Annotated in this window: 16 protein-coding genes, 1 tRNA gene and 1 pseudogene; 11 read left to right on the top strand and 7 right to left on the bottom strand. The window is 61.3% G+C overall.

The window, feature by feature from the left end; translation table 11 throughout:
- Positions 1 to 63 precede the first annotated feature (63 nt).
- Positions 64 to 387 carry a hypothetical protein gene (locus ASG25_RS18620; protein WP_062478079.1) on the top strand — a complete coding sequence of 108 codons (324 nt, stop codon included), beginning with the start codon at positions 64 to 66 and terminating at the stop codon, positions 385 to 387.
- A 99-nt stretch (positions 388 to 486) separates the two neighbouring features.
- On the opposite strand, the gene ASG25_RS18615 is transcribed toward ASG25_RS18620, so the two are convergent.
- Positions 487 to 1,011: a DUF3597 domain-containing protein gene (locus ASG25_RS18615; RefSeq protein ID WP_062477589.1), complete on the bottom strand. Its 525-nt coding sequence runs from the start codon at positions 1,009 to 1,011 to the stop codon at positions 487 to 489.
- A gap of 261 nt (positions 1,012 to 1,272) precedes the next feature.
- On the opposite strand from ASG25_RS18615, the gene leuD reads away from it, so the two are divergent.
- Together leuD and ASG25_RS18605 are read left to right on the top strand one after the other, a co-directional pair.
- A complete protein-coding gene (leuD, locus tag ASG25_RS18610; protein ID WP_062477586.1) occupies positions 1,273 to 1,878 on the top strand; it encodes a 3-isopropylmalate dehydratase small subunit in 606 nt (201 codons plus the stop codon).
- On the top strand, positions 1,869 to 2,279 hold the full coding sequence (locus ASG25_RS18605) for a RidA family protein (RefSeq protein ID WP_082475474.1): 411 nt from the start codon (positions 1,869 to 1,871) through the stop codon (positions 2,277 to 2,279). Before leuD ends, ASG25_RS18605 begins: the two co-directional genes overlap by 10 nt.
- Before the next feature lie 100 nt (positions 2,280 to 2,379).
- On the opposite strand, the gene ASG25_RS18600 is transcribed toward ASG25_RS18605, so the two are convergent.
- On the bottom strand, positions 2,380 to 4,134 hold the full coding sequence (locus ASG25_RS18600; RefSeq protein ID WP_062477580.1) for a glucan ABC transporter ATP-binding protein/ permease: 1,755 nt from the start codon (positions 4,132 to 4,134) through the stop codon (positions 2,380 to 2,382).
- Positions 4,135 to 4,541: 407 nt separating this feature from the next.
- Between ASG25_RS18600 and pyc the strand changes: the two genes are divergently transcribed.
- Complete coding sequence (gene pyc / locus ASG25_RS18595) at positions 4,542 to 7,997, top strand: pyruvate carboxylase (RefSeq protein ID WP_062477577.1); 3,456 nt, start codon at positions 4,542 to 4,544, stop codon at positions 7,995 to 7,997.
- Positions 7,998 to 8,103: 106 nt separating this feature from the next.
- On the opposite strand, the gene ASG25_RS18590 is transcribed toward pyc, so the two are convergent.
- Together ASG25_RS18590 and ASG25_RS18585 are read right to left on the bottom strand one after the other, a co-directional pair.
- Positions 8,104 to 8,823 (bottom strand): LrgB family protein, encoded by a 720-nt coding sequence (locus ASG25_RS18590; RefSeq protein WP_062478077.1) that lies wholly within the window; start codon positions 8,821 to 8,823, stop codon positions 8,104 to 8,106.
- A 110-nt stretch (positions 8,824 to 8,933) separates the two neighbouring features.
- Positions 8,934 to 9,311, bottom strand: coding sequence for a CidA/LrgA family protein (locus ASG25_RS18585; RefSeq protein ID WP_062477574.1), 378 nt, complete (start codon positions 9,309 to 9,311; stop codon positions 8,934 to 8,936).
- Between the two features lie 209 nt (positions 9,312 to 9,520).
- Here ASG25_RS18585 and ASG25_RS18580 point away from each other — a divergent pair, with 209 nt between their 5' ends.
- From ASG25_RS18580 to ispG, 3 genes are all read left to right on the top strand, one after another.
- Positions 9,521 to 10,300: a DeoR/GlpR family DNA-binding transcription regulator gene (locus ASG25_RS18580; RefSeq protein ID WP_062477571.1), complete on the top strand. Its 780-nt coding sequence runs from the start codon at positions 9,521 to 9,523 to the stop codon at positions 10,298 to 10,300.
- 56 nt (positions 10,301 to 10,356) lie between these two features.
- Entirely contained in the window at positions 10,357 to 11,559 is a 1,203-nt protein-coding gene (locus ASG25_RS18575) for an MFS transporter (protein ID WP_062477568.1), read from the top strand.
- Positions 11,560 to 11,734: 175 nt separating this feature from the next.
- The gene (ispG, locus tag ASG25_RS18570) at positions 11,735 to 12,988 is read left to right on the top strand and encodes a flavodoxin-dependent (E)-4-hydroxy-3-methylbut-2-enyl-diphosphate synthase (RefSeq protein WP_062477565.1); all 1,254 of its coding nucleotides are present in this window, start codon (positions 11,735 to 11,737) and stop codon (positions 12,986 to 12,988) included.
- Between the two features lie 365 nt (positions 12,989 to 13,353).
- Here the strand turns inward: ispG and fdhA are convergent, their stop codons facing one another.
- The 3 genes and pseudogenes from fdhA to ASG25_RS18550 all read right to left on the bottom strand — a co-directional run bounded on the left by fdhA (position 13,354) and on the right by ASG25_RS18550 (position 17,487).
- Positions 13,354 to 14,544, bottom strand: coding sequence for a formaldehyde dehydrogenase, glutathione-independent (gene fdhA / locus ASG25_RS18565; RefSeq protein ID WP_062477562.1), 1,191 nt, complete (start codon positions 14,542 to 14,544; stop codon positions 13,354 to 13,356).
- Positions 14,545 to 15,312: 768 nt separating this feature from the next.
- Positions 15,313 to 16,536, bottom strand: a pseudogene (locus tag ASG25_RS18560) (IS3 family transposase).
- 861 nt (positions 16,537 to 17,397) lie between these two features.
- Positions 17,398 to 17,487, bottom strand: a tRNA-Ser gene (locus ASG25_RS18550).
- Positions 17,488 to 17,823: 336 nt separating this feature from the next.
- Here ASG25_RS18550 and rplU point away from each other — a divergent pair.
- The 4 genes from rplU (at position 17,824) to ASG25_RS18530 (ending at position 19,803) form a co-directional block, all read left to right on the top strand.
- On the top strand, positions 17,824 to 18,141 hold the full coding sequence (gene rplU, locus ASG25_RS18545) for a 50S ribosomal protein L21 (RefSeq protein ID WP_062477553.1): 318 nt from the start codon (positions 17,824 to 17,826) through the stop codon (positions 18,139 to 18,141).
- Positions 18,142 to 18,171: 30 nt separating this feature from the next.
- The gene (gene rpmA, locus ASG25_RS18540) at positions 18,172 to 18,441 is read left to right on the top strand and encodes a 50S ribosomal protein L27 (RefSeq protein ID WP_062477551.1); all 270 of its coding nucleotides are present in this window, start codon (positions 18,172 to 18,174) and stop codon (positions 18,439 to 18,441) included.
- A 124-nt stretch (positions 18,442 to 18,565) separates the two neighbouring features.
- The gene (locus tag ASG25_RS18535; protein WP_062477540.1) at positions 18,566 to 19,198 is read left to right on the top strand and encodes a GNAT family protein; all 633 of its coding nucleotides are present in this window, start codon (positions 18,566 to 18,568) and stop codon (positions 19,196 to 19,198) included.
- Positions 19,195 to 19,803 (top strand): GNAT family N-acetyltransferase, encoded by a 609-nt coding sequence (locus ASG25_RS18530; RefSeq protein WP_244479447.1) that lies wholly within the window; start codon positions 19,195 to 19,197, stop codon positions 19,801 to 19,803. Before ASG25_RS18535 ends, ASG25_RS18530 begins: the two co-directional genes overlap by 4 nt.
- Positions 19,804 to 19,881 lie beyond the last annotated feature (78 nt).

Genomic DNA, 19,881 nt, shown 5'->3' with positions numbered 1-19,881 from the left:
TCCCCCCGTCTGGATTGATGGAGATTGTTCAAAGGCGCATCACTGCGCATGGGAGGTCATATCATGATGAAGTTCTTCGTCTCTGCCAGCATGGCGCTGGCGATTGCAGCCGGCGGATCCGCCGGTTTTGCGGGCATCGCCAACGCTCAGGGTGTCGAATTGCGCGTTGGGCCCGATGGCATTCGCCCGGTCATTCGCGAACCGCGCCGTGAGCGTGGACGCGATCGTTGCGGCGAGCGCGAAGCCCGTGCAGCAGCACGCGATTCCGGCCTGCGCGATCCCGAAGTTGTTCGGGTCACCGAACGCCGCGTCGTCGTGGAAGGCATGACCCGCCGTGGTCCTCAGCGCATCACCTTCGCCAACCGGAACGGCTGCCCGGAAATCTGAGACGCGTTTCTGCAAACAGACACGCCAAACCGAAAGGGCTTCCGTGTCACTACGGAAGCCCTTTTTCATGTCATCGACCAGATTCGCTAAAGGGTGGTCTCAGTCGAGCAGTTCAGCTGGAACCTTGCCGCCGTTTTCCGACAGCTTCTGAAGCAGCGCCTTGTGCAGGAACATGTTCATCTTGCCGGAGTCGTTTGCGTCGCCGGTATAATGCAGCTCCTGCGCAAGTTCCTTGCGTTCGGAAAGGCTGGCTTCCATGCCGAGCGCCTTCATCAGATCGACAATCGAATGACGCCAGTCGAGCTTCTGGCCCTTGGCGGCGACAGCCTTGTCGAGCATTGCGGCGACATCGACCGGACCGGACGCCGACGCGGTCGTCGGCGCGGTGGCCGAAGGCGCCTGGGACGGGGCAGCGACGGGTGTTCCGGACGGCATTCCAGACGCCGAGCCGGAAGCTGTACCTGCGGTTCCCGTCGGGGCAACCGGGGTCGCCGAGGGCGCTGTGGACGCAACGACGGGACCGGCGCCTGACGGGTTCAAGGTCGTGCCGGTCGGCGATGCCGGTGCCGTGGCCTTGTCGTGATGACCGAAGATCGCATCCTTGATCTTGTCGAAAATGCCCATTGGGAACGTCCTCCTGTGGTGGGGCGGCGCATTTCATGCGCACGGTGCTCAACGCTTTACCTATGCTGTAGGTTTCGTTCTCCAAGGGCTTGCGGGAAGTGACGCTGTAAAGCGGCGACAGAAAGTGGCCCGGATCCGTGCTCCGCCGCCTCACGCGCCTTCGACTGTCTCCGCACCGCCAGAGATTTTCCTTCAAATTACCCACGTTTTGCTCTAAAGCGCAGGACAATTCCCTCTTCTGGACACGAAAGTCGCAAGGCCATGGACAAGTTCGTCAAGCTCACCGGCGTCGCCGCTCCCCTGCCCGTCGTCAACATTGACACCGACATGATCATTCCGAAGGATTATCTGAAGACGATCAAGCGGACAGGGCTCGGCACCGGCCTTTTCGCCGAAGCGCGTTATAACGAGGACGGCACGCTCAACGAAAGTTTCGTCTTGAACAAGCCTGCCTACAAGGACGCCAAGATCCTCGTTGCCGGCGACAATTTCGGTTGCGGTTCCTCGCGCGAACACGCTCCTTGGGCCCTTCTCGACTTCGGCATCCGTTGCGTCATCTCGACCTCGTTTGCCGACATCTTCTACAACAACTGTTTCAAGAACGGCATTCTGCCGGTCGTCGTCAGCCCCGAGGATCTGGAAAAGCTGATGGACGATGCGAGCCGCGGTTCGAACGCCGTTCTTACCGTCGACCTCGAAAACCTCGAAATCACCGGCCCCGATGGTGGCAAGATCAGCTTCGAGCTCGATGCCTTCAAGCGCCATTGCATGCTGAATGGCCTCGACGATATCGGCCTGACGCTGGAGAAGGTCTCGGCCATCGACGGCTTCGAGAAGGCTAACGCCGTAGAGCGTCCCTGGGCTTGACCCAGGACGCCAGCACCGCCGCTTCGCGACGGCGGATCTCTTCCGGCTCGCCGTTCGAGAGCGCGGCGGGCTATTCGCGTGCCGTGGTCGAGGGCAATTGGTGTTTCGTCTCGGGAACGACGGGCTATGATTATGCGACGATGACCATGCCGGAAGCGGTAGAGGATCAAGCCCGCAACTGCCTGAAGACCATCGCCGCCGTTCTGCACGAGGCCGGCTTCGCGCTGTCCGACATCGTCCGCTGCCGCTACTACATTACCGAGTCGTCCTCTGCCGACCTGGTTTTCCCCATTCTGGGAGAAGCGTTCGGCGAGATCCGCCCGGCTGCCACCATGGTCGTCTGTGGCTTGATCCGCCCCGAAATGCGGATCGAGATCGAGGTCACGGCGCTTCGGCGCTGATCACGGCACCCAGATATCCCGTCGCACATCAGCACCTCAACGCAAGAACGCCCCGCTTTTGACGGGGCGTTCCTATATCCGGTATTTGATCGTTGACAGATCAGGCAGCCGTTGCGCGGCGGACGTCGTCGTCCGTCAGGATGCCCGAGGCCCGCAGCAGGGCTGCAAAGCGGCCGTTGGACTGGCTGAGCTCGTTGAAGCCGCCCATTTCGACCACCCGGCCACGATCCATGAAGACCACCAGGTCGGCTTCGCGAACCGTCGACAGACGGTGTGCGATGATGAACGTCGTCCGGTCCTTGCGCAGGTTGTCGATCGCGTCCTTCACCCGGTTTTCCGTTTCCACGTCAAGCGCGGATGTGGCTTCGTCCAGCACCAGGATCGGTGCGTTCTTCAGGATAGCCCGAGCGATCGCGATCCGCTGACGCTCGCCGCCGGAGAGGCGGTTACCCCGTTCGCCGACCCGTGTGTCGTAACCCGTGTCGCGGCTTTCGATGAAGTCCGAAGCAGCGGCAGCTTCAGCAGCCTTCACGACCTCTTCGAGCGTTGCATCCTCACGACCGAGACGGATGTTGTCCGAGATCGACCGGTTGAGGAGGCCAGCATCCTGGAAGACCGTAGCGATCGACGCACGCAGCGACTTGCGCGTCACCTTGGCAACATCGACGCCGTCGATCAGGACCTTGCCGGAGTTCGGTTCGTTGACACGCTGCAGCATGTTGATCAGCGTGGTCTTGCCGGAGCCGGTCGGGCCGACGATGGCGATGGTCTGGCCAGCCTTTACCTTGATGTTGATGTCGTGCAGGCCATCCGTGGTGCCCGGGAAGTGGTAGGTGAGATCACGGAACTCAACGTCGCCACGAACATGGTTCAGTTCGCCGGCATCGGCAGGCTCTTCGCGGTCACGGACCGAATCTTCCAGGTTGAAGAAGTCTTCGAGCTTGGCGCGGGCTTCGAAGATCTGGTTGACGAAGTTCTTCATCTGGTCGAGACGGCCGATCAGAAGGTTTGCAAAGCCGATGAAGGCAACCACTTCGCCAACACCCAGTTCGCCGCGCTGGACGAGGAGGGTACCGATGACGAGGATCGTCATCATGGAGATCGTGGAGGCCATGCGATTGAGGCCGCTGGCCAGCGCCCACCAGTCGAGAACCGGGAGCTGGACCGACATGAGCTTCTGCGTGAAAGCCTTCAGTTCGCGTGTTTCGGCTTCGATGCGGTTGTAGCTATGGACGACCGAGACGTTGCTGATGGCATCCGATACATGGCCGAACACGGTGTGATAGTGACCTTCAACGGCAGCCTGACCGTCCTTCGTCTTCGCCATGACAAGCTTGCCGATGATGACATAGAGCGTGCCGAGAACGACAAGGACGAGCGAGAGGCGATAGTCCATGGCAAAGGCCGTGGGAACCAGCAGGGTCAGCGCAACAGCGGTCGAGAGATGCTCGCGCATGAATTCGAGCCAGAGGCCGAACAGCGTTTCGCAAGCCCGCAACAGCGTATGCAGGGCGTTCGATGTCCCGCGCTGGCTGTGCCAGGACAGCGGCATGGAGATGATGCGGCCGAACGCCTCCGTGATGAGCGTCGCGCGGCGCTGATGCGCCAGGCGGTCGGCTTCACGGGCAACCAGCACGAAAGCGATGGTGTTGAAGATGCCGAGCGTCGCCCACATGATAAGGGTCGACGTGACTTCCGTTTTGGAGGAGATCGCGTCGATGATGCGGCCGAACAGGATCGGCTCGGCAATCGTGATGGCCGCCAGCACAATGTTGGCAATGACGATCGCAGAAACGCGAAACTTGTGAGCGGCGAGATACTGGAGAGCTCTCGCATAGACCTGAAACAATGACACTGTCTTATCCCTCGTGGGAAATCTCGTTGTCGCGCCAGACCGGCCAACCGGCCCGGCTTGAAGGCGAACCGGTCAGAAGACGTGCTTCTCCCTGTTCGATGACGCCACTATCGCAATCGCAACATGAATGGTCGCTGAACAGGGTATTCATGTTGCGGTGCAGCGCGATAAGCGCGGTGCATTCCCTGCACGACACGGCCCTTTCCATCCGGAGCGGACCGCGGATTTTCTGTTCCGCTGCCGCGGAACAGGCCGCGTGCGCAGGCTTCCGCTGTCCGCACGGAAAAGACGCCGGGGCGTGCTGAATCTCGCATCCCGTGAAATTCCGAAATTGAACTTCCTAAAGTGAGCCGATAGAGTTCTTCCGCGGTGCAGCAGAGCCGCACGTCAAGGTGTAGGAGGCCAGCTTGTCCATCAAAAAGATTCTCGTTGCCAATCGATCCGAAATCGCCATCCGCGTGTTTCGAGCAGCCGACGAGTTGGGCCTGAAAACCGTGGCCGTCTGGGCGGAGGAGGACAAGCTCGCCCTGCACCGGTTCAAAGCCGACGAAAGCTATCAGATCGGGCGAGGCCCACATCTGGAACGCGACCTCGGACCGATCGAAAGCTACCTTTCGATCGAGGAAATCCTGCGCGTGGCCAAGCTGTCAGGCGCGGATGCGATCCATCCGGGTTATGGCCTGCTGTCTGAGAGCCCCGAATTCGTGGACGCCTGCAAGGAAGCCGGCATCATCTTCATCGGACCGACGGGCGACACGATGCGCCGCCTCGGCAACAAGGTGGCGGCCCGCAATCTCGCGATCGAGATCGGCGTCCCCGTGGTACCCGCCACCGAGCCGCTGCCGGACGACATGGCCGAAGTGGCGCGCATGGCCGAGGAGATCGGCTATCCCATTATGCTGAAGGCCTCCTGGGGCGGTGGCGGGCGCGGCATGCGCGCCATTCGCGATCCGAAGGATCTTGCCCGCGAGGTGACGGAAGCCAAGCGCGAGGCGAAGGCGGCCTTCGGCAAGGACGAGGTCTATCTGGAGAAACTCGTCGAGCGTGCCCGCCATGTCGAAAGCCAGGTTCTCGGCGATACGCACGGCAATGTGGTCCACCTGTTCGAGCGCGACTGTTCGGTTCAGCGCCGCAACCAGAAAGTCGTGGAGCGGGCGCCCGCCCCCTATCTGAACGAGGCGCAGCGTCAGGAACTTGCGGCCTATTCCGTCAAGATCGCCCAGTCGACCCAATACGTCGGTGCCGGCACGGTCGAGTATCTGATGGATATGGATACCGGCAAGTTCTACTTCATCGAGGTAAACCCGCGCATCCAGGTGGAGCATACCGTGACGGAAGTCGTCACGGGGATCGACATCGTCAAGGCGCAGATCCACATTCTTGACGGCCATGCCATCGGGACGCTGGAATCGGGTGTACCGAAGCAGGAGGACATCCGCCTGAATGGCAATGCGCTTCAGTGCCGCATCACCACCGAGGATCCCGAACAGAACTTCATTCCCGACTATGGTCGCATCACCGGCTATCGTTCGGCGGCCGGCTTCGGCATTCGGCTTGATGGCGGCACAGCCTACACCGGCGCTGTCATTACCCGCTTCTATGACCCGCTGCTCGTCAAGGTAACCGTCTGGGCGCCGGGTGCGGCCGAGGCGATCACCCGCATGGAGCGCGCGCTGCGCGAGTTCCGAATCCGCGGCGTGGCGACGAATCTGACCTTTCTCGAAGCCATCATCACGCATCCGAAGTTCCGGGACAATTCCTACACGACGCGCTTCATCGATACCACGCCCGAGCTCTTCCAGCAGGTCAAACGGCAGGACCGTGCGACAAAGCTGCTGACCTATCTCGCCGACGTCACTGTCAACGGCCACCCGGAAGCCAAGGGCAGGCCACGCCCGCCGGCAGATGCTGCCAAGCCGGTCGTCCCGTTCGCACGCGGCGAAGTGGTTTCCGGCACCAAGCAGAAGCTGGACGAACTCGGCCCGAAGAAATTCGCCGAGTGGGTTCGTGCCGAAAAACGTGTGTTGATGACCGACACGACGATGCGCGACGGCCATCAGTCGCTGCTGGCGACCCGCATGCGGACCTACGACATCGCGCGAATCGCCAACACCTATGCCAAGACCCTGCCGCAGCTCTTCTCGCTGGAATGCTGGGGCGGCGCGACCTTCGACGTCTCCATGCGCTTCCTCACCGAAGACCCGTGGGACCGCCTTGCCCGCATTCGCGAGGACGCGCCCAACCTCCTGCTCCAGATGCTTTTGCGCGGCGCGAACGGCGTCGGCTACAAGAACTATCCGGACAACGTCGTGAAGTATTTCGTGCGCCAGGCAGCCCGCGAAGGCATCGACGTGTTCCGCGTGTTCGACTGCCTGAACTGGGTGGAGAACATGCGCGTGTCGATGGACGCCGTGAATGCGGAGAATCGCATCTGCGAGGCGGCGATCTGCTACACGGGTGACATCCTCAGCTCCGCACGCCCGAAATACGACCTGAAATACTACACGGCGCTGGCCGGCGAGCTGGAGCGGGCCGGCGCTCACATGATCGCGCTGAAGGACATGGCAGGCCTCCTGAAGCCGGCAGCCGCCACCGTCCTCTTCAAGGCCCTGCGCGAGGCAACAGATCTGCCGATCCACTTCCACACGCACGATACGTCGGGCATTGCCGCGGCAACGGTGCTGGCCGCCGTGGATGCAGGCGTCGACGTGGTCGACGCAGCAATGGACGCCTTGTCCGGCAACACATCGCAGCCCTGCCTTGGCTCGATCGTCGAAGCGCTGAAGGGATCGGAGCGCGATCCGGGCCTCGACCCTGAAGCGATCCGCCGCATCTCCTTCTATTGGGAAGCCGTGCGCCATCAGTATGCGGCGTTCGAAAGCGATCTGAAAGGACCGGCCTCGGAAGTCTACCTGCATGAAATGCCGGGCGGCCAGTTTACCAATCTCAAGGAACAGGCCCGTTCGCTCGGGCTCGAGACCAAGTGGCATCGGGTCGCCCAGACCTATGCCGACGTCAACCAGATGTTCGGCGACATCGTCAAGGTCACACCGTCGTCCAAGGTGGTCGGCGACATGGCACTGATGATGGTGAGCCAGGACCTTTCCGTCGCCGATGTTGAAAACCCGGCCAAGGACGTGTCCTTCCCGGAATCCGTCGTGTCCATGCTGAAGGGCGATCTTGGCCAGCCTCCGGGCGGATGGCCGGAAGCCTTGCAGAAGAAGGCGCTGAAGGGCGAGGAAGCCTATACCGATCGTCCGGGCTCGCTGCTGGCCGAAGCCGATCTCGATGCCGAGCGCCAGGAGGTCGAAACCAAGATCGGCCGCCCGGTGTCGGACGCCGAGTTCGCCTCCTACCTCATGTATCCCAAGGTCTTTACAGACTACGCACTGGCGGTCGAGACATACGGCCCCGTCTCGGTGCTGCCGACACATGCCTACTTCTACGGACTGACGACGGGCGAGGAGCTTCTGCCGGAAATCGAGCGCGGCAAGGCGCTGGTGATCCAGCACCAGGCCAAGAGCGAGCCGGATGAGCAGGCGATGGTCAAGGTCTTCTTCGAGCTGAACGGCCAGGCCCGCATGATCAAGGTGCCGGACCGGAATCGGGCGGCGACGACCGCCGTGCGCCGCAAGGCCGAAGCCGGAAACGCCGCTCATCTCGGTGCGCCGATGCCGGGCGTCGTCTCCACCGTCGCCGTCTCTGCCGGCCAGAGAGTCAAAGCCGGCGACGTGCTCCTCTCCATCGAAGCCATGAAGATGGAAACCGCGCTCCATGCCGAAAAAGACGGTGTGATCGCGGAGGTGCTGGTGAAGACAGGCGACCAGATCGACACCAAGGATCTGCTTGTCGTCTTCGGCTGAGCCGCGGCCAGATCACAGGGGAACACCGGTCGGCGACGGCCGGTGTTCTAGGATTTAGACGGTCTGCTCCGATTCGTATCCGGACCGTCCGTGCGTCTCGCCGGCTTCAGAGAAACAGCGGCACGATCAGCGCGGTGACCAGCGCGTTCAACGCCATGGCAATGCCGGCGAATAGACCGGCAACCGGATCGACCTGAAAGGCGCGGGCCGTACCGATGCCGTGAGACGCGAGACCCGCCGCAAAGCCGCGGGCCGCGTAGTCGGTAATCCGCATGCGGTTCATCAAACCCGTGACGACCACCGCGCCGGTGATGCCGGTGAGGATGACGAAGACCGCGGTGAGACCGGGATCACCTCCAAGGCCTTTCGAGATCGCCATGGCAACGCCGGCTGTCGAAGACTTCGGCGCCATCGAGACGGTGAGCGCGTCGGGAAAGTCGAAGAGCCTCCCGAGCGCAAGCACGCTGAGGACGGCGGTGATGCTGCCGGCGGCGAGCGCCACCAGCATGGGCAGCAGATTGGCAATGACGAGCCTGATCTGCCGCACGAGCGGCACCGCGAGCGCGACCGTCGCCGGACCCAGCAGGAAGTGGATGAACTGTGCCCCCTCGAAATAGGCGGGATAGGCGACGCCGCCGAGCGTCAACCCGAGGCCAATGACGATGACGGAAATCAGTACCGGATTGACCATGGGATGCCCCTTCGCGCGGCGAGCCACGGCACTGGCAAGCAGCCAGACGACCAGCGTCGCCGTCAGCCAGAAGAGGGGCGTTGCCGAGAGATAGACCCACAGGCTGGATGGCAGAACAGGTGCTTGCTGCGCCATGACCCCGCCGGCCGCAGCCTGCCCCCCCAAGACCTGCCCCGCCAGGACCTGTCCCGTTATGTCCGGAACCGCCAGACCTGTTCCTGTTGGAACTCCCTCTGTTAGGCCGGTCATGGTTTGCGCTTCCATTTCTGCTCCAGATATTTGGCGAATGTGAAAGCCCAGACGGTGACGACGAGCGTGACGACCGTGGAGACGAGGATCGCGGCGAGGATTGACAGCCCCATGGACATCACGAGATCCAGATGCTGGATGATGCCGACCCCCGCGGGGACGAACAGGATGCCGAGATTGGCGAGAAGGCCATCTGCGACCTTGCCGGTGGATTGCTCCATGGATGCGGCAGCCGGCACCCCCCGGGTCGTCAGCAAGAAGAGTGTCAGAAGCGCAAGGCCGATGACGGGTCCTGGAACCTGTCCTCCAGCTGCATACGACAGAGCCTCCCCGACAAGTTGGAAGCCCAGCAGCCATGTGATGCCTTGAATCATGCCGGGTCTCTCCTGTGATGACGCAATCGATCTGTCCCTTGCTTCTGCTTGTGAACCTGTGATTCCGAAAGCGTCAAGACACGTCAACCGGCAACTGGGAAAGGAACGCAGTGCGTGTCCGGCACCCCGTCGAACGAGAGACGCCTTGCATATCGGAAAAATACGTTTATGCACGTTCGTACCGATTTGTGCATGATTGGAAAACGCGGATGTCGAGCGATTTGCTGACGCGCGAGCGACAGGAAGCGATCCGGAGCGAACTCCGCCAATCCGGCCGGGTTCTCGCCGGCGACCTTGCGCGCCATTTCAAGGTATCGGAAGACACGATCCGGCGCGACCTGCGCGACATGGCGGCAGCCGGCCTCTGCGAGCGGGTCTATGGCGGCGCTCTGGCTCTGCCCTCCGAGCAACCATTCTCCGTGAGGACCGGCATTTCGCGTGGACGCAAGCAGGCGCTGGCCGCAGCCGCCGTCACGCGTCTCACGGACGGGATGACGGTGTTCGTCGATGCCGGATCGACCAACCTGGCAATCGTCAAGGCGCTTCCGCCCGGTCTCTGCCTGACCTTGGCCACCAACATGCCGGCCATCGCCGCGGCGGCGCTCGACCATGGGCGGATCGAGGTGATCACCATCGGCGGACGGATCGATCGTCATGTCGGCGCGGCGATCGGCACGCAGGCGGAGCGGGATCTCAAGATGCTGCGACCGGACCTCTGCATTCTCGGCGCCTGCGGCATCGATGCCGGGTCTGGCCTGACCGGGCTCATCTATGACGACGTGGTCTTCAAGACGATCGCCGCTGCCCATGCATCGGCCGTCCTCGTTGCCTGCACGACCGACAAGCTGGGATTGGTTCATCCCTTCGTCATCGCTGCCCTCGACGCGCGGATGACGCTGACGCTCGAGGCGGATGCGCCAGACACGCTTACGACCGCGCTTCAGGCAACCGGTGCATCCGTTCTGCACGCGCAGCCGGTGGCCAGCTGATCCGCAGACAGAACCAGAGCGACACGATCCGGTCGCAGACCGCAAGGAGACAGAGGATGGACCACCCCACGAACGCAGGCGCTTCGGTTCCTCCGACAGATCTGGCCCCATCGGGCTACATGCCGCGGATCCGGCTCGCCGTCTCGTTGTTGTTCCTCATGAACGGTTTCATGATGGGCAGTTGGGCGCCAAAGATTCCCATCCTGAAAGACCGGCTCGACATTAGCGAGGGCGTGCTCGGCTTGCTGATCCTCACCTTCGGGATCGGCTCCCTTCTGATGATGCCGATTGCAGGAGGTCTGATCTCCCGGCTCGGCTCGCAGAAGATCTCCAAGCTGATGGCCGCGTGCCTGGTGCCTGTTCTTCTGATGCTCAGCCTGATGCCGGGCCTGCCGCTTGCATTCGTGGGACTGTTTCTCTTCGGCGGCTTCATCGGCGCGATGGATGTGGCAATGAACGCCAACGCCGTCGCCGTCGAAAAGCGCATGCGGCGCGCGATCATGTCGTCCTGCCATGCCTATTGGAGCCTGGGCGCCCTGGCCGGCGCGGCCCTCGGCGGTCCGGCGATCGCGCATTTCGGCGAGATCCTGCATGCGGTGCTCGTGACGATCGCCGGGCTTGCATTCCTCGCCGTCGCCTGGCCGCTCGTGATGGCGGATCATCCGCACCCCGAGGCGGAGACGGAAAAACTGGCCCTGCCCCGCTTGCCGCTGCCCTGGCTGATCGGCATCATCGCCTTGTTCTCGATGATTCCCGAGGGATCGGTCATCGACTGGAGCGCGCTCTACCTGCGCAACGAACTGGGCGCGTCGGTTGCCCTGTCGGGCTACGGCTTTGCCGCCTTCTCGGCCACCATGGCGATCATGCGCTTTGCCGGCGATCACGTGCGGGACCGCTTCGGCGCGGTGAGGACTTTACGGGTCTGCACCCTGCTGGCGCTCGTCGGCCTGGTGACGGCCGGGCTTGCACCCGATGCAACGGTCGCCATCCTCGGTTTCGCGCTTGCCGGCATCGGCATTTCCAACATGGTCCCGATCGCCTTTTCGGCGGCCGGCAACCTGCCGGGCCTGGCGCCGGGCATCGGCCTCTCGGTCGTCACCTTCATGGGCTATTCCGGCATCCTGTTTGCTCCGTCGCTCATCGGCTTCATTGCCGAACATGTCGGCTTCTCCGCGATTTTCACGGCAATTCCCGCACTGTTCCTCATCGTTCTGCTTCTCTCCGGCCATGCGGTCCACGCCGATTCGGCAAAGGGCTGAACCGAAGGCACACAAGGCAACAGCACAGGCGCCACGAATTTGCCGCCAAGATCTGATGGAGCACCGCTGCTGCCGATGGCGCTTTTCGGCCCTTGGGAGGCAGCGTCAGTTGACAGCGCGGCGATCCTCCTGCACCTCAGGAGCGCCCACCGACCGGGAATGCACGAGGCCCATCATGTCCATGTCCTTCGCCTTCGAACCGCAGCCACGCCGTGAAACAGTCGGGGTGGATGTGGGCGGGGTTCTGGTCGGCGGCGGCGCGCCTGTCGTCGTGCAGTCGATGACAAACACCGATACGGCTGACGTGGATGCGACCGTGGCCCAGGTGGCGGCCCTTCATCGCGCCGGTTCCGAACTCGTGCGCATCACCGTCGATCGCGACGAGAGCGCGGCCGCCGTGCCGCGCATTCGCGAGCGGCTGGAACGCCTTGGCCTCGACGTGCCCCTGATCGGCGATTTTCACTATATCGGCCACAAATTGCTCGCCGATCACCCGGCCTGCGCGGAAGCCTTGGCCAAGTACCGGATCAACCCCGGCAATGTCGGTTTCAAGGAAAAGAAGGATCGCCAGTTCGGCGCGATCATCGAGCGGGCGATCCAGTACGACAAGCCCGTCCGCATCGGCGTCAACTGGGGTTCTCTCGATCAGGAGCTCCTGACCCGCCTGATGAACGACAATCAGGAAAAGGGCTTTCCCCTGACAGCCCAACAGGTGATGCGCGAGACCATCGTGCAGTCGGCGCTGATCTCGGCGGAACTTGCCGAGGAGATCGGCCTGCCGCGCAACCGTATCATCCTCTCGGCCAAGGTTTCCAACGTTCAAGACCTCATTCCGACCTATGCCATGCTTTCGGTGCGCACCAATCACGCGCTCCATCTCGGCCTGACGGAAGCCGGCATGGGCTCCAAGGGCATCGTCGCCTCGTCTGCCTCGCTCGGCATTCTCATGCAGCAGGGGATCGGCGATACGATCCGCATCTCGCTGACGCCCGAGCCGGGCGGCGACCGGACCCGTGAGGTGCAGGTGGCACAGGAACTGCTGCAGGTGATGGGCTTCCGCCAGTTCGTCCCCGTCGTCGCCGCCTGTCCGGGCTGCGGGCGCACGACGTCGACCGTGTTTCAAGAGCTCGCCCAGAAGATCCAGGACGACATCCGCCGCAACATGCCGGTCTGGCGGGAAAAATATCCGGGTGTCGAAGGCCTGAAGGTTGCCGTCATGGGCTGCATCGTCAACGGTCCCGGTGAAAGCAAGCATGCCGATATCGGCATTTCCCTGCCGGGGACCGGCGAGCTTCCTGCCGCTCCGGTCTATATCGACGGCAAGAAGGCACTGACCATCCGCGGCACAAACATCGCAGGCGACTTCGAAGCGCTCGTCGGCGAGTATATCGAAAAACGCTTTGGCCAGGGTCATGCCGCGGCGGAATAAGCCGACGGAGAGAAAGCGTGATGCGTGCCGGGATGCCCGTCTCTGGAGGGGCGCCGAATCGATCGACCTGCGCCTCCAGTTCGCGTTCCCCTTCTCTGCTTCAAGCTTTGCATCAAAGGATTTGCAGCAGGTTTCGTGACACGGCAGGGACCTCCGCTTGCCGGCACACCCTGAGCTTTCTGACGGTCGCCGCGCCGATCTCAGCATTGAGATCAGACGTTGCACGCCGTATTGAAGGCGCCAGGGAACATTCCGGCGAGACGAAACGAATCTAGAGCATGAGGTGGGCGACCAGAAAGGCGGTTCTTGCCCGGCCTTGGAACCGGCCGAGCAAGGACAGCAGACCGCGACGCGGCCGAGGCAGGTTACGCGACTCGTGTCAGGTCCCCGTGGGGATCCAGCACGTATTTGACCGCCGCCCCTTGGTCGAAACTCTCGTAGCCCTGCGCGGCATCATCAAGCGAAATGATCTTGGCGTTGACGATGTCGGCGATCGGTAACCGGTCGTGAAGGATGGCTTGCATGAGCTGACGATTGTATTTCAGCACAGGCGTCTGACCGGTATGGAAGGACTGGGCCTTGGCCCAGCCGAGGCCCAGCCGAAGGGACAGGCTTCCCTTTTTGGCAGCGTCATCGACGGCACCGGGATCCTCGGTGACATAGAGGCCGGGAATGCCGATGGAGCCTGCCGCGCGGGTGATCTCCATCATCTGGTTCAAGACGATCGCCGGCTGCTCTCCGCCCGAATGGCCGCGGGCCTCGAAACCCACCGCATCGATCGCGCTATCGACCTCATCGGTGCCAATGACCTGGGCGATCATGTCCCCGAGACGGTCGCTCTTTGAAAGATTGATCGGCTCGAAGCCAACCTTGGCGGCATGCGCAAGGCGATCCTTGTTGAAATCACCGATCATCACGACTGCCGCACCAAGAATGCGCGCGGATGCGGCCGCTGCCAGCCCCACCGGACCCGCGCCTGCGACATAGACCGTGGAGCCGACACCGACCCCTGCCTTCACCGCCCCGTGGAAACCGGTCGGTAGGATGTCGGACAGCATGGTAAGATCGCGGATCTTCGAAAGCGCTCTGTCGCGATCCGGGAACTTGAGCAAATTGAAATCGGCGTAGGGGACGGTGACATAGCGGGCCTGGCCGCCTATCCAGCCGCCCATGTCGACATACCCATAGGCCCCGCCGGCGCGGGATGGATTCACGGTCAGGCAGACGCCGGTATCCTGCGACTTGCAGCAGCGGCAACGGCCGCAGGCAACGTTGAAGGGAACGGAGACGATATCGCCGATTTCCAGCATCTCGACATCGATGCCCTTCTCGACGACCTCGCCCGTGATCTCGTGCCCCAGCACCAGACCGGGCAGAGCCGTTGTGCGACCACGCACCATATGCTGGTCGGACCCACAGATATTGGTGGAAATGACCTTCAGGATGACGCCATGCTCGATCCGACGACCGTCCGGCGCCTCGAGCTTGGGGTCATCGATATCTCTCACTTCGACCTTGCCCGGCCGCAGATACACTACACCTCTGTTCCTGCTCATTCCCATTCCTCCTCTGGGTTCTTACGAAGTCAAAAACGGTCGCCTGCCGCTGGTCGAGTACGGCCATCCTGCCGTGTTCCGGATCTTTTCCACCTCGAAAAGATCACACGCGGCAGACTATCACCTTTGACCTCGCCAGCAGAACATCAAAGTCGTCTCGCGACTGCTGCAACAACGACACGGGGAAACGATTTGGCGACGGGAATCGAACTGCAACGGGCATGACCCACGTCTCGGCACCGAAGAAATCCGCACTGCTCCCTGGAGCTAGCACGTCGACCCGCGGCCAGTTGCATGACCTCACCCCCCTGCAGTGAGCATCAGCTGCGTCGCATACGGGAATGCGTATCGTTCAGAGCCTTGCCACATGCCCTACGCAGGAGAGCAAGCACGCGACGTCACCCTCTCTCCCGGTCACATTCGCAGACATGGTGGCAGTCGCAGCGCTATTGTAGGGACGTGCCCGCAGCATGGCCCTGGCCACATGGGCATGCCGTGCAGACCAAGAGACATCAGCAGATCACTGGAAGGGCTGGAGGCCAAAGGCTCCGATGGCGGAGAGGGTGGGATCGCCCGCCTAACGTCGCATAGCCCATTGATCTAAGAGTCGCCAGAGCCACCGTCTGGGTACATTGGTGGGTACAACACGAAATTTCAGACGTCGGACCTATTCGTCAACGTGTTACGACCGCAATCTGCATAGACGCTTCTTGGTCATTGAGCCGCGTCTAACTACAGCCGACGCTTCAATTGACCTTGCCCCAAGTTTTACCCAGTTTTGAGTTCGCTCCAACGGTCTTTGGTTGCTGTTGTTGGTTTGATAGCGGCGGGTTGCGGTGCGGAGCCATTTCGGCTGCGCGGCACCGCATCACGTCGCGGGTTGAGTGTCTGAGCGAATTCGGCCGGTGTCAGCCAGCCAAGACCTGAGTGCGGGCGTTGATCGTTGTAATCGCTACGCCAGTTTGAAAGCGCGGACCGGGCGTGAGCAAGCGACGAGAACAGAATTTCATTCAAGAACTCGTCTCGCAGCCGCCCGTTGAAGCTTTCGATAAAAGCGTTCTGGATCGGCTTGCCAGGCGCAATGTAATGCCAGTCAACTTTGGTCCGGTCCGCCCATTGCAAGATCGCGTTGCTGGTGAACTCGCTGCCGTTGTCGCTAACGATCATCCTCGGCTTGCCGCGCTCCTCGATAATCCGGTCAAGCTTCCGTGCGACGCGAAGACTGGAAAGCGATGTATCGGCGACGAGCGCCAGGCACTCCCTCGTGCAATCATCGACGACGGTCAGAATCCGCAACCTGCGCCCATCGGTGATCTGATCCGACACGAAGTCTAGCGACCAACGATCATTGGCCGCCATCGGCACCAACATCGGCGCTCGCGTGCCGATCGCTCGCTTGCGTCCGCCGCGCTTGCGCACCGTCAGTTTCTCCTCCCAATAGAGCCGAAAGAGCCTCTTGCGGTTCACGAGGTGACCCTCCCGCCGGAGCAGCACATGAATGCGTCGATATCCGAAGCGGCGACGTTCATGCGCCAACGCCTTCATTCGCTCGCGAAGCTCATGATCATCGTCGCGCCTGGTCTCGTAACGGACCGTCATTCGGCAAGAACCAATGGCTTTACACGCCCGCCCCTCTCAGCGGTATAAACACCGCTTGCCGGCAATGGTTCGCGCATCTCATGTTGGCTCATCAGATGCGCGACAGCTTTCCGCTTGGCCGCGGGCGTCACCACGTCTTTCCCAAAGGTCTTTCAAGGCAGCATTGTCGAGCACCGCATCCGCCAGAAGCCGCTTCAGCTTCGTGTTCTCGTCCTCAAGCGTCTTCAGCCGCTTGGCCTCGGACACCTCCATGCCGCCGAACTTGGCCTTCCATTTATAGATGCTGGCATCGCTGACGCCATGCTTGCGGCAAAGCTCCGAGACCGGCGTGCCTGCCTCGTGCTCCTTCGATATGCCGATGATCTGTTCGTCTGTGAAACGATTGCGCTTCATCCCCTGGTCGTCTCAAATGGGCCAGAGCTTACTTCAAAATGGATTATATCACGGGGAGCAAGGTCAGACTGAACCTCTTCGTCAACGACATGAAAACGGTTAGGTTAGCTAACACTGACGACTCTATAAACTACATATATATAATTAAAAAAATACAGAATTTTTTAGACCAATGTACAATAACAGAAGAGGAATTAATAACACTAAAGCGAGAGAGCTAGGCGTTTAAATCATTTACCCTAATTTAATATATTATGATATATAAATAGATTCTAGCGACTTAGCAGCGAGGGAGAAATGGATATTTTTAGTTTATGGCTTTTGCTAATAGTTCTGATTATTGCGGCAGGCTTTGTAGCTCCATTCTGGATAATTTTTAAGCGAACTGGTCTGCCGCCAATCCTGTCGATCTTGACAGTATTACCTATAATCGACATAGTATTTTTATGGATTATCGCGTTGAAGCGCTGGCCAAATGATCCAGCGGTTAATCTCGATCAGAAAATACAAGAAAAGCCTCACCTTCCATAAAAAGCAGGTGAGGCTTTTTCCTGTTGATGGGTAGGCTCGCGGGCTGGGGCTGCTGGCGCAACAGTAGGCAGTGTGGTTACAGGTATGTTGTGCGCTACCGAACTGTGCAGCTTCTCGAGTGCCTTCTGCTTTAGAAGGTCCGCGTTGCCAACGATGGCAAGCGCTGCTTGGCTCGCTTTTGGCTGCTGGTTGCGATACCTGGCCCGATACTTCGAGGTGGACCCGGCGCGATACTTTCATGACGGAAATCCCTTGGTTCGGGCATTCAGTCAGAGTTTCATAAGGAAAACCAAGGTTTTGCTATAGATTGGGGAAGAATGACCCGACAAATGGCGGAGAGGGTGGGATTTGAACCCACGATGCCCTTGCAGGCATGCCGCATTTCGAGTGCGGTGCATTCGACCACTCTGCCACCTCTCCGCGGGGTCAGAAGGCGCTCTGGGAGCGCGAGGCGGTTCATAGCGGCAGTTCGGAGGGATGGCAAGAGGGAGAAGGGCTTGAATTTGAGGGATTTCCGGGCTTTTACCTTGACAGATTTCTAAAGCTCGCGTAACGGGCGCATCTGAAGTGGTGCGGACTCCGGATGCGGGGTCGGTGCATCACATCATCCGGATGTCCGGAAGGACATTCGCTTCGTCGGCCGGGGAGAACCTTCTCTTGGCCATTCCGACTGATAAAAAGACGGCCGTTCACGACCGGTCTCCGAATTTTCGGAGCCGAGAGGACAGAGCCGGACCGAACAGACAAGGACAAGACATGTTCGCAGTCATCAAGACCGGCGGTAAGCAGTACCGCGTAGCCGCAAACGACGTCATCACCATCGAAAAGCTGGGTGGCGCCGAAGGCGACAAGATCGAATTCACCGAGATCCTGATGGTCGGCGTCGGCGCCGACGCCACGATCGGCCTTCCCTTCGTCGAAGGCGCTGTCGTGAGTGCAGAAGTCGTTAGCCATGGCCGTGCCAAGAAGGTTATCGCCTTCAAGAAGCGCCGTCGCCAGAACTCCAAGCGCACGCGCGGCCATCGCCAGCACCAGACGACTGTCCGCATCCTGGACATCGCAGGCGCCAAGTAAGATCGATCGAAGGTTTAAAGGAGAAGACCCATGGCACACAAAAAAGCTGGCGGTTCGTCGCGTAACGGTCGCGATTCGGAATCCAAGCGCCTTGGCGTGAAGAAGTTCGGCGGCGAAGCCGTCATTCCAGGCAACATCATCCTGCGCCAGCGCGGGACGAAGTGGCATCCGGGCGCCAATGTCGGCCTCGGCAAGGACCATACGATTTTCTCGCTGACGACAGGCAACGTGGATTTCCGCACGAAGGCCAACGGCCGCGTGTACGTCTCGGTGATGCCGAAAGCAGAAGCAGCGGAATAAGCCGGTAGCGCTCTAAAACAGCCGGCGTCTCATCGACCCGGCTGGCCGTTTCAGGTTCAGACCACGACAAAAGGGGAGATGGGGCAAGACCCACCTCCCCTTTTTCACGTCTGGAGATCAAGACATGCAGAGCGAATTGTTACGGGAAGACCCGATGCGGTTTCCCGAAGAGCGGCCGAGGCCGCAACGGTCAAGGACCGATTGCCCGATATTGTTGTCACCACGGCTTGTCCTGCGCGCGCCCCATGAAGACGATATCGACGCCCTTGCCCATCTTGCCAACAACGCCAACATCGCCACCATGGTTTCGCGCATGCCACATCCCTACACGGTGGCGGATGCCGCGGACTTCGTGCGACGCACGAACGCCGGCACGATTGGCAAGTGCGTCTATGCCATCACGAAAGCGGACACGGGCGCGTTTCTCGGCTGCTGCGGCGTCGAGCCGCATGACGATGGGCGCACTGCGGAACTCGGCTATTGGCTGGGCGAGCCGCACTGGAACAAGGGTTATGCGACCGAAGCCGCGCAGGCGCTGATCGACATGGCCTTTCGGATGCGCGATATCGCGCAGCTGGATGCCCGCTGCCGCGTCATGAACGTCGCGTCGCGGCGCGTCATTCAGAAATGCGGGTTCCAGTACCAGGGCGGCGGCATGATCGGAAGCCTGGCCCTGGGCGGCATGGTTCCGGTCGAGTGGTTCCGGCTGGACCGGAAGACCTGGATCTCTCTGAGAAGCTGGGGAGGCGGACGATGACCCTCGAGCTCGACATGCCGGCACGGCCAAGGCGCGAGAGGCCGGAGGCAAAGCCCCGGGCGTCCGGGATCTTGCCGCCCTGCCCGGTCATCCGGACGCCGCGTCTGACCTTGCGGCCGCATGCCTTCTCCGATGCGCCGGCGATCGCCGCCTCGCTTTGCGATCACGACGTTGTCCGCATGCTCCTGCGCGTGCCCCAGCCCTATCATCTGGGCGATGCCCGCGAGTGGCTGCAAGCCGAAGCACATGCCGGCGATGCCTGGCATGCTGCGATCACCGACAAGGGTGATGGGCACATCGGCATGGTCTCGATCGAGCGGCAGCGGAATGGCTGGCACCTGGGATACTGGCTGAACCGGCAGGCCTGGGGCCGCGGCTTCATGGGCGAAGCGGCATATGCTCTCATCGAGGCGTTCTTTCGCCAGCGACCGGAATGCGTTCTCCTGTCCGGCGTTCTCGCCGACAACGCGGCCTCGCTGAAGGTTCAGGCCAAGCTCGGTTTCGCGATCACCGGCATCTCGGATGTCTATGTGCCGGCGCGGGGCCGGACAGTAAACCGGATCGAGACGCAGCTGACGCGGGATGGTTTTGCGCCTGCGTCCTGACGACACTGTGGGCGGCCCGAGGCTCGGGCCGCCTGCCTGAAGGATTTCTTTGACCTCTCCGGGCCGTGCCTATATCGA

The sequence above is a fragment of the Rhizobium sp. Leaf384 genome (assembly GCF_001424065.1).
Lineage (GTDB): Bacteria > Pseudomonadota > Alphaproteobacteria > Rhizobiales > Rhizobiaceae > Ferranicluibacter.
The sequence above is the reverse complement of the archived record's forward strand: the minus strand, read 5'-3'. Positions and strand labels throughout refer to the sequence as shown.